The 15,279-nt window shown below is 66.4% G+C and carries 9 protein-coding genes; 1 reads left to right on the forward strand and 8 read right to left on the reverse strand.

The features are described from left to right. Positions 1-39 precede the first annotated feature (39 nt). From M6444_RS11860 to rplJ, 4 genes are all read right to left on the reverse strand, one after another. The gene (locus M6444_RS11860) at positions 40-3,951 is read right to left on the reverse strand and encodes a DNA-directed RNA polymerase subunit beta' (RefSeq protein WP_298327310.1); all 3,912 of its coding nucleotides are present in this window, start codon (positions 3,949-3,951) and stop codon (positions 40-42) included. A 184-nt stretch (positions 3,952-4,135) separates the two neighbouring features. Next, complete coding sequence (rpoB, locus tag M6444_RS11865) at positions 4,136-7,603, reverse strand: DNA-directed RNA polymerase subunit beta (protein ID WP_298327312.1); 3,468 nt, start codon at positions 7,601-7,603, stop codon at positions 4,136-4,138. A 516-nt stretch (positions 7,604-8,119) separates the two neighbouring features. Then, positions 8,120-8,512 (reverse strand): 50S ribosomal protein L7/L12, encoded by a 393-nt coding sequence (gene rplL, locus M6444_RS11870; protein ID WP_298327314.1) that lies wholly within the window; start codon positions 8,510-8,512, stop codon positions 8,120-8,122. Positions 8,513-8,587: 75 nt separating this feature from the next. Continuing rightward, complete coding sequence (gene rplJ, locus M6444_RS11875; RefSeq protein WP_298327316.1) at positions 8,588-9,214, reverse strand: 50S ribosomal protein L10; 627 nt, start codon at positions 9,212-9,214, stop codon at positions 8,588-8,590. A gap of 356 nt (positions 9,215-9,570) precedes the next feature. On the opposite strand from rplJ, the gene M6444_RS11880 reads away from it, so the two are divergent. After that, the gene (locus M6444_RS11880) at positions 9,571-11,214 is read left to right on the forward strand and encodes a M20/M25/M40 family metallo-hydrolase (protein WP_298327319.1); all 1,644 of its coding nucleotides are present in this window, start codon (positions 9,571-9,573) and stop codon (positions 11,212-11,214) included. 81 nt (positions 11,215-11,295) lie between these two features. On the opposite strand, the gene M6444_RS11885 is transcribed toward M6444_RS11880, so the two are convergent. The 4 genes from M6444_RS11885 to nusG all read right to left on the reverse strand — a co-directional run. Continuing rightward, on the reverse strand, positions 11,296-13,038 hold the full coding sequence (locus tag M6444_RS11885) for an alpha/beta-hydrolase family protein (RefSeq protein WP_298327322.1): 1,743 nt from the start codon (positions 13,036-13,038) through the stop codon (positions 11,296-11,298). A gap of 101 nt (positions 13,039-13,139) precedes the next feature. Beyond that, positions 13,140-13,850, reverse strand: a complete 711-nt coding sequence (gene rplA, locus M6444_RS11890; protein WP_298327325.1) for a 50S ribosomal protein L1 — start codon at positions 13,848-13,850, stop codon at positions 13,140-13,142. A gap of 194 nt (positions 13,851-14,044) precedes the next feature. Beyond that, positions 14,045-14,479, reverse strand: coding sequence for a 50S ribosomal protein L11 (gene rplK, locus M6444_RS11895; protein WP_298327327.1), 435 nt, complete (start codon positions 14,477-14,479; stop codon positions 14,045-14,047). An 82-nt stretch (positions 14,480-14,561) separates the two neighbouring features. Next, positions 14,562-15,279: transcription termination/antitermination protein NusG (gene nusG, locus M6444_RS11900; RefSeq protein WP_298327329.1), on the reverse strand; the 718-nt coding region annotated here is incomplete at its 5' end.

The following is a 15,279-nucleotide window of genomic DNA, read 5'->3' on the forward strand; positions in this document are numbered from 1 at the left end:
ATCGCACCGCCCTGTTGTCGAACTAGGCGGACCTGGACCTCAGCTGTAGGAGCCGAAGTCGTAGTCTTCGAGCCGGACCGCTTCGCCGGAACCCTGCCCGAACTCGTAGTCGGAGTAGTCCGCGCCGTAGTCGACCATGGAGTACATGGCCGCCTTGGCCTCTTCGGTGGGCTCCACCCGCAGGTTGCGGTACCGGGCCAAGCCGGTCCCGGCCGGGATGAGCTTACCGAGGATGACGTTCTCCTTCAGACCGATCAGCGGGTCGGACTTGGCGTTGATGGCCGCCTCCGTGAGGACCCGAGTGGTCTCCTGGAACGACGCCGCCGACAGCCACGAGTCCGTGGCCAGCGATGCCTTGGTGATACCCATCAGCTGCGGGCGACCCGAGGCCGGCTGGCCGCCCTCGGCGACAGCACGGCGGTTCTCGTCCTCGAACCGCGACCGCTCGACGAGCTCGCCCGGCAGCAGGTCGGTGACACCGCTTTCGAGCACCGTGATCCGGCGCAGCATCTGCCGCACGATGATCTCGATGTGCTTGTCGTGGATCGACACACCCTGCGAGCGGTAGACCTCCTGAACCTGATCGGTCAGGAACACCTGGACCGCACGCTGGCCCTGCACCCGCAGCACGTCGTGCGGGTCGGCCGTACCGGAGTGCAGCAGCTCGCCGACCTCGACATGGTCGCCATCCTGCACACGCCACTGGGCGATGCCCGGGGCGCGCCGGTTGGTCCAGTCGAACACGCGGCGGCTCAGCGGGAAGGACTGCTCCTCGCTGCCGTCGTCGGGGACGATGACCGCGTGAGCGCCCTTGGCGTCCTCTTCGATGCGCACGCGCCCGGAGACCTCGGCCAACGGCGCCTTACCCTTCGGTGCCCGAGCCTCGAACAGCTCGACCACACGCGGCAGACCGTGCGTGATGTCCTCGCCGGCGACACCGCCGGTGTGGAACGTCCGCATGGTCAGCTGGGTACCGGGCTCACCGATCGACTGCGCGGCGATGATGCCGACGGCCTCGCCGACGTCGACGAGCTGGCCGGTGGCCAGCGAACGCCCGTAGCACATCGCGCAGACGCCGGTCTTGCTCTCACAGGTCAAGACGCTGCGCACGCGGACCTTCTCCACGCCGGCCGTCACCAGGCGGCCGATCTCGACGTCGCCGAGATCGTCACCGGCCGAAGCCACCGTCGACCCGTCGGGCGCGACGACGTCCTCAGCCAGCGAGCGAGCATAGACCGAGGTCTCGACGTGCTCGTCGGTCACGAGGTTCCCGTCGGGACCCGGCGCTGCGATCGGCAGCAACAGACCACGGTCGGTGCCACAGTCGACCTCGCGGATGATCACGTCCTGCGAGACGTCGACCAGCCGTCGAGTCAGGTAACCGGAGTCGGCCGTCCGCAGCGCGGTGTCGGCCAGACCCTTCCGGGCACCGTGGGTGGAGATGAAGAACTCCACCACCGACAGCCCCTCGCGGAAGCTCGACTTGATGGGCCGCGGAATGGTCTCGCCCTTCGGGTTGGCCACGAGACCGCGCATGCCGGCGAGCTGGCGGATCTGCATCCAGTTACCACGCGCACCGGAGCTGACCATCATGTCGACGCTGTTGCCGGGCGTGAACGAGCGACGCATCGCTTCGTCGACGGCGTTGGTGGCGTCGGTCCAGATGTCGATGAGCTCCTCACGGCGCTCACCGTCGGAGATCACGCCTCGCGCGAAGTTGCGCTCGACCTTCTCGGCCTTGCTCTCGAACTCCTCGAGGATGTTCTGCTTCTGCTCCGGCGCCACGACGTCGTCGACGGACACCGTCACACCGGACCGGGTGGCCCAGTAGAAGCCGATCTCCTTCAACGCATCCAGCGTCGAGGCCACCTGGATCTTCTGGTACCGCTCGGCCAGGTCGTTGACGATCGCGCCGAGCCGCTTGTTGTTCACGACTGCGTCGACGAACGGGTAGTCCGGCGGCAGCGCCTCGTTGAACAACGCCCGGCCCAGGGTCGTCTGCAAGGTCAACGACTGACCCTGCTCCCAGTCCTCCGGCAGCGACGAACCAGCCGGCGGGACCACGCCGTCGAGCCGGAGGGTGATCGGCGCCTGCAGCGACAGCTCACCCCGGTCGAACGCGGCGATGGCCTCAGCCGTCGACGAGAACGCCCGGCCCTCGCCGAGCTGGTTCTCGCGGTTCGAGGTCAGGTAGTAGATGCCCAGCACCATGTCCTGTGTCGGCATCGTGACGGGACGACCGTCGGCCGGCTTGAGGATGTTGTTGCTGGACAGCATGAGGATCCGCGCCTCGGCCTGTGCCTCGGCCGACAGCGGCAGGTGCACGGCCATCTGGTCGCCGTCGAAGTCGGCGTTGAACGCCGTACAGACCAGCGGGTGGATCTGGATGGCCTTACCCTCGATCAGCTGCGGCTCGAAAGCCTGAATACCCAGCCGGTGCAGCGTGGGCGCCCGGTTCAGCAGCACCGGGTGCTCGGCGATGACCTCTTCGAGGACATCCCACACGACCGGACGCTGCCGCTCGACCATGCGCTTGGCGCTCTTGATGTTCTGCGCGTGCGACAGGTCGACCAGACGCTTCATGACGAACGGCTTGAACAGCTCGATCGCCATGCCCTTCGGCAGGCCGCACTGGTGCAGCTTGAGCTGCGGACCCACGACGATGACCGACCGACCCGAGTAGTCGACTCGCTTACCCAGCAGGTTCTGCCGGAACCGGCCCTGCTTGCCCTTGAGCATGTCCGAGATCGACTTCAACGGCCGGTTGCCCGGACCGGTGACCGGACGGCCGCGACGGCCGTTGTCGAACAACGCGTCCACGGACTCTTGGAGCATCCGCTTCTCGTTGTTGACGATGATCTCCGGCGCCCCGAGGTCGAGCAGGCGCTTGAGCCGGTTGTTGCGGTTGATGACACGCCGGTACAGGTCGTTAAGGTCGCTGGTGGCGAAGCGGCCACCGTCGAGCTGGACCATCGGACGCAGGTCCGGCGGAATCACCGGGACGGCGTCGAGCACCATGCCGCGAGGGTCGTTACGGGTGGTGAGGAACGGCGAGACCACCTTGAGCCGCTTCAGGGCGCGCGTCTTCTTCTGGCCCTTGCCGGTACGGATCAGCTCGCGCAGCTTCTCGGCCTCGCTCTCGAGATCGAACGTCTCGAGGCGCTCCTTGATCGCCTGGGCACCCATACCGCCGCGGAAGTACTGACCGAACCGGTCACGCATCTCGCGGTAGAGCATCTCGTCGCCCTCGAGGTCCTGGACCTTGAGGTTGCGGAACCGATCCCACACCGCGTTGAGCCGGTCGATCTCGGCCTCCGCGCGCTTACGCAGCTGGCTCATCTCGCGCTCGGCCGACTCCTTGACCTTGCGGCGCACGTCGCCCTTGGCCCCTTCGGCCTCGAGCTCGGCGAGGTCGGCTTCGAGCTTCTTCGCGCGAGCCTCGATGTCGGCGTCACGGCGCTGTTCGACCTGCTTGCGCTCGACGTCGATCTGACCCTCGAGCGAGGACAGGTCGCGGTGGCGAGCCTCCTCGTCGACCCACGTGATCATGTAGGCGGCGAAGTAGATGACCTTCTCGAGGTCCTTCGGCGCGAGGTCGAGCAGGTACCCGAGCCGAGACGGCACGCCCTTGAAGTACCAGATGTGCGTGACCGGCGCGGCGAGCTCGATGTGCCCCATGCGCTCGCGACGCACCTTGGCGCGCGTGACCTCGACGCCACAGCGCTCACAGATGATGCCCTTGAACCGGACCCGCTTGTACTTGCCGCAGTAGCATTCCCAGTCGCGGGTGGGGCCGAAGATCTTCTCGCAGAAGAGCCCGTCCTTCTCCGGCTTGAGGGTTCGGTAATTGATGGTTTCCGGCTTCTTGACCTCGCCGTGCGACCATTCGCGGATGTTGTCTGCGGTCGCGAGGCCGATGCGCAGCTCGTCGTAGAAGTTGACGTCGAGCACGTGTGTCCTTCTCTCGCTAAGTATCTCGCTGTTTGTCGTCGATGCTGTGACCGGAGTGCGGCTCACGCCACGGAGTTGGCGGCGGGGTGATCTGCTTCGGTGGTGCGTTGAAACCTGCGCATCTCACCCCGCCACCAACTTTCACTGTCCGTGCGCTCCGTGGCCGGTCATGGTTGTCTACGCGTCACACTTCCTCGACACTGCTCGGCTCACGCCTGGACAGGTCGATACCGAGCTCCTCCGCAGCGCGGAAGACATCCTCGTCCGTTTCGCGCATCTCGATCTGAGATCCATCGCTGGAGAGCACCTCGACGTTGAGACACAGGGCCTGCATCTCCTTGTAGAGCACCTTGAACGACTCGGGAAGCCCCGATTCCGGGATGTTCTCGCCCTTGACGATGGCCTCGTAGACCTTGACGCGCCCGGGCACGTCGTCGGACTTGATGGTCAGCAGCTCCTGCAGGGCGTAGGCGGCGCCGTAGGCCTGCAGCGCCCACACCTCCATCTCGCCGAAGCGCTGACCACCGAACTGTGCCTTACCGCCCAGCGGCTGCTGGGTGACCATGGAGTACGGCCCGGTCGAGCGAGCGTGGATCTTGTCGTCGACATGGTGGTTGAGCTTGAGCATGTACATGTAGCCGACAGCCACCGGCGACGGGAACGGCTCGCCGGAGCGCCCGTCATACAGCTGCGCCTTGCCGTTGCCCTGGACGAGGCGGTCGCCGTCGCGCGTGGGCAGAGTCGAGGCCAGCAGACCCGCGATCTCGTCTTCCTGAGCGCCGTCGAACACCGGAGTGGCCACGTTGGTGTTGGCCGGCGCCTCACTGGCACCGATCGACTTGAGCCTGGCCTTCCATTCCTCGTCGTCGCCCTCGACCTTCCAACCGGTCTTGGCGACCCAGCCGAGGTGGGTCTCCATGACCTGGCCGAGGTTCATCCGGCTGGGCACACCCAACGGGTTGAGCACGATGTCGACCGGCGTGCCGTCCTCGAGGAACGGCATGTCCTCGACCGGCAGGATCTTGGCGATGACGCCCTTGTTGCCGTGTCGGCCGGCGAGCTTGTCGCCGTCCTGGATCTTGCGCATCTGGGCGATGTAGACGCGGACCAGCTGGTTGACACCAGGAGGCAGCTCGTCGCCTTCGTCGCGGTCGAAGACCCGGACGCCGATGACCTTGCCCGACTCACCGTGCGGAACCTTCAGCGATGTGTCACGCACCTCGCGCGCCTTTTCACCGAAGATGGCACGCAGCAGGCGCTCCTCCGGCGTCAGCTCGGTCTCACCCTTCGGCGTGACCTTGCCGACCAGGATGTCGCCGTTGGTGACCTCCGCGCCGATCCGGATGATGCCGCGCTCGTCGAGGTCAGCGAGAACCTCGTCCGAGACGTTGGGGATGTCGCGGGTGATCTCTTCCGGACCCAGCTTGGTGTCGCGCGCGTCGACCTCGTGCTCCTCGATCTTGATCGAGGTCAGGACATCGTCCTGGATCAGGCGCTGCGAGATGACGATGGCGTCCTCGTAGTTGTGCCCCTCCCACGACATGAACGCCACGAGCAGGTTCTTACCCAGCGCCATCTCGCCCATGTCGGTGGACGGGCCGTCGGCGATGACCTGGCCGGCCTCGACACGCTGCCCCTCGTCGACGATGGGACGCTGGTTGATGCACGAGCCCGCGTTGGAACGGCGGAACTTCGCCAATTGGTAGGTCTGGTACGTGCCGTCGTCGGCCATGACGGTGATGTAGTCAGCCGACATCTCGGTGACCACGCCGTCCTTCTCGGCGATGACGACGTCGCCGGCGTCCTCGGCCGCGTGCGACTCCATGCCGGTACCCACCAGCGGCGCCTCGGCACGCAGCAACGGCACGGCCTGGCGTTGCATGTTGGAGCCCATCAGCGCCCGGTTGGCGTCGTCGTGCTCGAGGAACGGGATCATCGCGGTGGCCACCGAGACCATCTGCTGCGGCGACACGTCCATGTAGTCGACCTGGTCGCCCGACACGGCCTCGATCTCGCCGCCGCGCTTGCGGACCAGAACCTTCTCTTCAGCGAACGTGCCGTCCTCGCGCAACTGGGCATTGGCCTGCGCGATGACGTTGCGGTCCTCTTCGTCGGCGCTGAGGTAGTGGATGTCGTCGGTGACGCGTCCGTTCTCGACGCGGCGGTACGGCACCTCGATGAAGCCGAAGGCGTTGATGCGCCCGTAGGTGGCCAGCGAACCGATCAGGCCGATGTTCGGGCCTTCCGGCGTCTCGATCGGACACATGCGGCCGTAGTGCGACGGGTGGACGTCGCGGACTTCCATGCTGGCGCGCTCACGGGACAGACCGCCCGGACCCAACGCGTTGAGCCGCCGCTTGTGCGTCAGCCCGGCCAGTGGGTTGGTCTGGTCCATGAACTGCGACAGCTGCGAGGTGCCGAAGAACTCGCGGATCGCCGCCACGACCGGACGGATGTTGATCAGCGTCTGCGGGGTGATGGCCTCGACGTCCTGCGTGGTCATCCGCTCCCGGACGACACGCTCCATACGCGACAGCCCGGTGCGCACCTGGTTCTGGATGAGCTCGCCGACGGTGCGGATGCGGCGGTTACCGAAGTGGTCGATGTCGTCGACCTCGACCGGAACCGTGATGCCGTCGTTGGTGAGCTCGGTCTCGCCGGCGTGCAGCCGCACCAGGTAGCGCAGCGTCGCGATGATGTCGTCGATCGTCAGCGTGCTCTGGTCGAGCGGAAGCTCGAAGCCGAGCTTCTTGCCGAGCTTGTACCGCCCGACCTTCGCGAGGTCGTACCGCTTGGGGTTGAAGTAGGCGTTCTCGAGCAGCTGCTGAGCGGCCTCACGCGTCGGCGGCTCGCCCGGGCGCATCTTGCGGTAGATGTCGAGCAGCGCCTCTTCCTGGGTGGTGGTGTGGTCCTTCTCCAGGGTGGAGCGCATCGACTCGTAGTCACCGAACTCTTCGAGAATCTGCTCGTTCGTCCAGCCCATGGCCTTGAGCAGCACGGTGACGTTCTGCTTGCGCTTACGGTCGAGGCGAACGCCGACGGTGTCGCGCTTGTCGATCTCGAACTCCAGCCAAGCACCCCTGGACGGGATGACCTTGGCGGTGAAGATGTCCTTGTCCGAGGTCTTGTCGAGACCGCGCTCGAAGTAGACACCCGGCGAGCGGACCAGCTGCGACACGACGACGCGCTCGGTGCCGTTGACGATGAACGTCCCCTTGGGCGTCATGAGCGGGAAGTCGCCCATGAACACGGTCTGGGACTTGATCTCACCGGTCTCGTTGTTGATGAACTCAGCAGTGACGAACAGCGGAGCCGAGTACGTGAAGTCGCGCATCTTGCACTCGTCGATGCTGTTCTTCGGCTCTTCGAACCGCGGGTTCGAGAACGACAGGGACATCGTCCCCGAGAAATCCTCGATGGGACTGATCTCGTCGAGAGTCTCCTGCAACCCCGACGTCGTGTTGATGTCGGTCCGCCCCTCAGCCTCTGCGGCTGCGACGCGCGCCTGCCAGCGCTCGTTTCCGAGCAGCCAGTCGAAGCTGTCTATCTGAAGGGCGAGAAGGTTGGGTACCTCAAGAGGTTCCCTAAGCTTGGCGAAGGAGAGGCGGCGAGAGCTGTTCTGGGTCTCAGGGGCAGTGGGCGTGACGGCCAACAGGGGTCCTTCCGAGGGCACACGGATGGAGTTAATCGCATGGTCGCGCCATCACCGGCACATGAAGACGTGAGCAGACGACAGCGCAAAGCTGCAGTCTAACCCAAAGGGCACACTGCTGTCGAGTGGCGTGCCACTCCAGTCCTGATTCTCCCTTGCATCTCCCACCTCGGTACCCCCGAAGCATCTCGTCCCGGCCGCGGTCCCGTCAAGCACCGACCCACGCGAACGGAACGATTTCACGCGGCCGAAGCCGGTCAGCGAAATATCAACAACTTCGTCACCAGCACGAATATCAGTCATCGGCCAGCGAGTCGATGTTGGCGGGTGAACAGCGACACACCCGGCCCGCGCGTATCACGACGGCCCGTCGTGACACGCACAACGGCCGTGCCACCGACCCTCGAAGATCGGTGGCACGGCCGGTATGAGAGCTCAGAGTCCGCCGTCGGCGAGCCGAGCCGCGCCGCTACGGCGCTGCCAGTCGCGATCGACGATGAACGTCGCCCGCAGAGGTCACTTGATGCTGACCGTGGCTCCGGCGCCCTCGAGAGCCTCCTTGGCCTGGTCGGCGGCCTCCTTGTTGACCTTCTCGAGAAGCGGCTTCGGCGCGCTCTCGACGAGGTCCTTGGCCTCCTTCAGGCCCAGCGAGGTCAAGCCACGGACCTCCTTGATGACCTGAATCTTCTTGTCACCGGCGGACTCGAGGATGACGTCGAACTCGTCCTTCTCCTCCTCGGCCGCGGCCTCGCCGCCGCCTCCGGCCGGCGCGCCCGCAGCCGCGACCGCGACCGGAGCAGCGGCGGTGACGTCGAACGTCTCCTCGAACTTCTTCACGAACTCGGAGAGCTCGAGCAGGGACATCTCCTTGAACGCGTCGAGGAGCTCGTCGGTGTTGAGCTTCGCCATGGTGGCGGTTTCCTTTCTGGTGATCGGCTGATGCCGGTTGTCGTACGGGCTCGGGGTCTCGTCCGACCCCCGGGGTCAGCCCTCGTCCTTCTCCTGTGCCGCGTCGCTGTCGCCTGCCGGCTCCGACTCGGTCGTCTCAGCGGGACCACGTGCTTCGACCTCTTCACTCGAGGTCTCAGCGGGACCACGTGCTTCGACCTGCGCACGCAGCGCATCGACCGCCCGCGCCGTCTTCGACAGCGGAGCGGCGAACAACGAAGCCGCGTTCTGCATCGACGCCTTCATCGCGCCGGCGAGCTTGGCCAGCAGCACCTCGCGGGACTCCAGGTCGGCGAGCTTGGTGATCTGCTCACTCGACACGGGTTCACCGTCGAACAAGCCGCCCTTGACGACGAGAACCGGATTCGCCTTGGCGAAATCGCGCAGCCCCTTCGCCGCCTCGACCGGGTCGCCCTTCACGAAGGCGATGGCCGAAGGTCCGACGAGGTAGTCGTCGAGGCCGGTGACTCCGGCTTCCTTGGCGGCGAGCTTGGTCAGCGTGTTCTTCACCACGGTGTACGACGCGTTCGCACCGAGTGACCGACGCAGTTCCGTCAACTGCTTGACGGAGAGGCCGCGATACTCGGTCAGCACGACGGCATTGCTGTTGCGGAGCTCGCCGGCGAGTTCGGCGACCGCGGCTGCCTTGTCTGGCCTCGCCATGGGACTCCTTTTCCAGGTGGTGGTCGCCGGAGTCCCTCAGAATGACAAACGCCCCGGCGCAGGCACGGGGCGTCAAGGGTGCCGGCTCGACAGCCGACACTGCTTTCCACTCTCACCTGCGCGGGCCGCCCGCATCTGCGGGACCTTCGCCACGTCCGGGGACCGAACGTGAGACCGGCGGTCTTTGGCACCGACGATGATACGGGCGTAGGTGCGCCACAGCCAAATCAAGAACGTGCGCCCGAAATATCGACCTTGCTCCTTACGCCCCGCCTTGATCGGCAATACCGTGAGTGCGTCCCGGATCTTGTGACGGCGGTCACATCGCAACCGTCACATGCGACAAGGAGGTCCTCATGACTGTTCGCTCAATGACGCTGCGTACCCGCAAACGGCGAACGGTACCGGCAGCAGTGGCGGGGTTCGGGCTCATCCTGGCGGCGCTGGCGGCATCGCCGGCATCGGCAGCACCCGGCGCCGGTGGTCCGTCCGACAACGCCTGCGACAATCGCAACAATCAGACGTATCGCAAGCTGCTCGAATGTGTGACGCTGGACGGAGTACTCGCTCACCAGGAGCAGTTCCAGAAGATCGCCGACAACAACGACGACCCCTACTATCCGGGCAGCCGCGCTGCAGGCACGCAGGGCTACGCCGACAGCGTCGCGTACGTGGCGGGACTGCTGGAGGACGCCGGCTACCAGGTGACGCTGGACGAGTTCGAATTCGAATTCGTCTTCCCGGCCGTGCTCGAACAGGTGACCCCGGTCGAGGAAGACTACGAGACCGGCACGTTCACCGGCAGCGGCGCCGGCGACGTCACCGGAGCGGTGATCCCGGTCGACCTCGCCCTCGAGCCACCGCGGGAGTCGACCAGCGGTTGCGAGGCGGCGGACTTCGCCGGCCTCGACTTCAGCGGGCCGAGTGACATCGCGCTCATTCAACGCGGGGCTTGCGACTTCGCGGTCAAGGCCACGAATGCCGAAGCCGCCGGCGCCGAGGCCGTCGTCATCTTCAACCAGGGCAACGATCCGACTCGTGAAGAGCTGATCGTCGGGACGCTCGGGGACGCCGACGTCACGATCCCCGTCGTCGGAGCCAGCTTCGCCGACGGCGTCGCGCTCTCCCAGCCTGGCTCGACGGCACATGTGCGCGTCGTCGAGTCCGAGACCCGCACCGACGTCAACGTCATCGCCGAGCTTCCCGGCAGGAACGACGACAACGTCGTCATGGCCGGCGCCCACCTCGACAGCGTCGCCGCCGGGCCAGGCATCAACGACAACGGGTCCGGTTCGGCGGCCATCCTCGAGACAGCGCTCAAGATGGCCAACCTCAAACCGCACAACACGCTGCGTTTCGCCTGGTGGGGCGCCGAGGAGCACGGCCTCATCGGATCGACGGCCTACGTGGACGAATTGCCCCAGGACGAACTCGACCGGATCGCGCTGTACTTGAACTACGACATGGTCGGCTCACCCAACTATGTGTTCATGGTCTACGACGCCGATCAGTCGACGTTCGAGGCGCCGGTCCCAGTGCCGCCGGGGTCGGCTGCGATCGAGGACGTCTACGAGTTGTACTACACGTGGGCCGAGGAACCCTACGACGACACCGCGTTCTCCGGTCGCAGTGACTACCAGGCGTTCATCGAGAACGGCATTCCGGCCGCTGGACTGTTCACCGGTGCCGAGGAGATCAAGACACCGGAGCAGGAGGCGATCTGGGGCGGCACGGCAGGTGAACAGTCCGACCAGTGCTACCACGAGGCCTGCGACACGATCGACAACCTCGACCTGCACGCTCTCGAAGTCAACAGCGACCTGATCGCGTTCGCGCAGCTGACGTTCGCCTACTCGACCGAGTCTGTCAACGGCGTGCCCGGCGCTCGCGTGCCGGGGCGGCTGCCCGGGTTCCCGGACCAGCCCGCTGGTCCTGAGGGCACGTTCGACTCCTCCACCGACGGTGGCGCCGTACTCGATCGCGGTGGCGCAACCGACTGATCTCGCGCGCTCATGATGACGGCGGGCGCTCCTCGTTGGGGCCGCCCGCCACGTCGTGCGCAGGACGCCGGCGGTGTGTGGTCAGTGCTGCGGCTCGAACGAGTGCACCATCTGGCGAAGCTGCTCCGCACGTCGCGGTGACCAGTCGTCCGGCGGCGCCACGGCCAGCCATGCGTCGACCAACTCACCGCCGTAGTTGTGGCCGTGCCCGGCCGGCACGTTGGCCGACAGCGCCATGTCGGCGGTCACCTGCCAGAACGTGACGAACGGATACCAGTCGAGGTTGGGCAGCACGTCCGGGCCGTGCGGCTCGCTGATCCACTCCGGCTGGCTGTACATCAGCTCCCACGACCACAACGTCACCGGATCGGAAGCATGCTGCAAGAACAGGACCGGCGGCTCGTCGGTGGCGAAGTCGAGATCCATCGGCTCCTGCCAACCGCCCCAGAACTTCACTTCGCGCCCGCCCTCGTAGACGGGCAGTCGCGCCGGAGACCCGGGTTCTCGCTCTTCGGTGAATTCAGTACGCAACCCATGGCGCGTCGGCGAACCGACCCACAGCGCCCCGTCCACCTTGGATTGCAGATCCTCCAAGCTGTCGAAGGCCGCCGCGCTGCCGATGGCGCCCAAGCTCTCGCCGTACACGATCAGGCGGGGGCGCTCGTCGGGCGGACGCTCCAGCCACGCCTGGTGAACCGCGTCGAACAGTGCTCGGCCCGCGATCTGCACCTGCTCCTGATCGGCCACGAACGAGATCCAACTCGGCAGGTACGAGTACTGCATCGCCACGATGGCCGAATCGCCGTTGTAGAGATACTCCAGTGCATCCGCCGCAGCGCCGTCGACCCAGCCGGTCCCCGTCGTCGTCACCACGACCAGGACCTCACGATCGAACCCGCCGGCACGTTCCAGCTCGCGCACCGCGAGTGAAGCCAGCCCCGCCGGCGTCTCCGCCGAGTTCATGCCCACGTAGGCACGCACCGGGTCCACCGCCGGGCGGCCGTTGAACGCCGACAGCTCGTCCACCGTCGGCCCGGACGACACGAACTCGCGGCCCTTGCGGCCCAAGGACTCCCACGACACCAACGAGCCCGGCCCACCGGAGTGCGTCGAACTGGCCGGGGCGTTGTTGCCCGCCTCGGTCTCTCGGTTGACTGCCGCGAAAGCGTCGTTGGCCACCCCCAGCAAGGTCGGATACAACAGACCGGTCCACGACCAGAACACGATGCCGGCGACGCACACCACCGAGGCGATCAGCGCCACGAGCGGTGGCACCCATCGGGCGAAGAACCTGCGCAGCCGGCGCGCCGCCCCCCGGATCACTCTGCCGAGCGCCAGGAAGACGACGAAGATCGCGCCGGCGACGAGCAGGATGAGCAGGTAATGGTTGGGGCCAGGGCTGCCGACGTTCATCAGCGTCCGGATCTGGGTCTGCCACTCCGCCGTCGACGTGAGGTACCAGGCCGCCGCCGCGGTGCTGGCCACGCCCAGACTCCACCACGCGATCAGCCGCGTGCGCTGCGACGGTCGCAACAACTCCGGGCGCACTCGACGAACGATCAGCCGCACGATCCAGCTCAGCAGTGCACCGATCGCATAGCCGATGATCGCGGTCAACCCGCTGACCATCGCCTGATAGATCCACGTCCTCGGCAACAACGACGGGGTCAGCGACCAACAGAAGAAGCACGTCGCTGCGATGAGCCCCCCGAAATCCGGGCTGAGCCAGCCGAGAAACCGTCCCAGCACAGGAACGTTGCGGGCTGATGGCAGCCGGCGGCCATTACGGCGCACCGCCTCCGGCAGCAGCGTCGTCACAGGCACAGGCCCTCCACGGCACGAAAACACGACCGTCGCGGTCCGACATTGCGGACCGCGACGGTCGACGTTCGGCGAGCTGCGTTCAACGCCTCACCAGTTCCGGCTCATGCGTCGACGGTCTCCGCGACACTCAGGTTCGCCGGGTCGAGCGGAATGGCCGGGCCCATCGTCGTGGTGAGCGTGGCCTTGCGGATGTAGCGCCCCTTGGCGGCCGACGGCTTCAGCCGGTTGATCTCGTCCATGGCCGCCACGTAGTTCTCGACCAGCGCCTGCTCGGAGAACGAGACCTTGCCGATCACGAAATGCAGGTTGGCGTGCCGGTCGACCCGGAACTCGATCTTGCCACCCTTGATGTCGGACACCGCCTTGGCGACATCCATGGTCACCGTGCCCGTCTTCGGGTTGGGCATCAGTCCACGCGGGCCCAGCACGCGGCCGAGCCGACCCACCTTGCCCATCATGTCCGGCGTCGCCACCACGGAGTCGAAGTCGAGCCGACCACCCTGGACCTCTTCGACGAGCTCATCGCCACCGACGATGTCCGCCCCGGCGGCCTTGGCCTCCTCCGCCTTCGGCCCGACCGCGAACACCAGGACACGAGCGGTCTTACCCGTGCCGTGCGGGAGGTTCACGGTGCCGCGAACCATCTGGTCGGCCTTACGGGGGTCCACGCCGAGCCGCAACGCCACCTCGACCGTGGCGTCGTACTTGGTCACCGACGTCTCTTTGGCCAGCCGCACCGCCTCGAGCGGCGAATACAACCGGTCGGCGTCGATCTTCTCCGCCGCTGCCCGGTAAGCCTTGCTGCGCTTCATTTCTGCTCCTCTACCTACTCGGGAGTCGTGGTACAGGCCGGCGCACGGCCCTCCCACTGTTCTCGCGAGATGCGACCGTGATCGCACCGCGAAGGACCGAACGGATCACCGTCCGACCCCGTGACGACTTCCTCCGGGGCTCCGCCTCCGGCAGGACTCGCTTCGCATCGTCCTACCTCCGGCTTCACTCCTCGTCAGCCGTCGATACTCACGCCCATCTGGCGCGCCGTGCCCGCAATGATCTTCTCTGCGGCGTCGAGGTCGTTCGCGTTCAGGTCGGGCATCTTCTGCTCGGCGATCGCCCGGACCTGGTCACGGCTGATCGTGGCGACCTTGACCCGGTGCGGCTCGCCGGAGCCCTTGTCGACGCCCGCGGCCTTGAGAATGAGCTTCGCGGCCGGCGGGGTCTTGGTGATGAACGTGAACGAGCGGTCCTCGTACACGGAGATCTCGACCGGCACGACGTTGCCACGCTGGTTCTCCGTGGCGGCGTTGTACGCCTTGCAGAACTCCATGATGTTGACACCGTGCTGACCGAGCGCGGGGCCAACCGGGGGCGCCGGGTTCGCGGCACCCGCCTGGATCTGCAGCTTGATGATCGCTGCAAGCTTCTTCTTCTTGGGTGGCATTTCCGTTTCCTAGTTCAGCGTTGCTCTCCCCACGCACCTGCCGTGGCGCGGGGGCCTTCCGGCCGCTGCGAGGCAGCGGCCGTCAGATCTTGGAGACCTGGTTGAACGACAGTTCGACCGGAGTCTCGCGGCCGAAGATCGAAACCAGGACCTTCAGCTTCTGGCCACCGGCGTCGACCTCGCTGATCGTCGCGGGCAGCGTCGCGAACGGACCGTCCATGACGGTGACCGACTCGCCGACCTCGAAGTCGACCTCGACCGCGGACGTCGACGCGGCCGGGGCCTGCGTGTCCGCCGAGGCGGCCTCGCTCTTGGCCGCCTTCGCCGGCGCCTCCTTCTCGACCTGCGGCGCGAGGAACTTCAGCACCTCGTCCAGCGTGATCGGCGAGGGACGCGACGTGGCGCCCACGAAACCGGTCACCCCGGGCGTGTTGCGCACGGCGCTCCACGACTGGTCGTTGAGCTCCATGCGGACCAGGATGTAGCCGGGCAGGACCTTGCGGTTCACCTGCTTGCGCTGGCCGTTCTTGATCTCGGTGACCTCTTCGGTCGGCACCTCGATCTGGAAGATGTAGTCCTCGACGTCCAGCGTCTGCCGCCGCATCTCGAGGTTGGCCTTGACCTTGTTCTCGTAGCCCGCGTAGGAGTGCACCACGTACCACTGCCCGGGCAGCTTGCTGAGCTCTTCGCGCAACTTCTGCTCCGGGTCGGGCTCCTCGTCAGCGTCGGCCGCGACGGAGGCGTCAGCGTCCGCCGTGTCCGCGTCGGTGGCCTCGGCCGTGGCGGTCTCGGCGGTCTCC

Source organism: Haloactinopolyspora sp. (genome assembly GCF_027324685.1).
GTDB lineage: Bacteria > Actinomycetota > Actinomycetes > Jiangellales > Jiangellaceae > Haloactinopolyspora.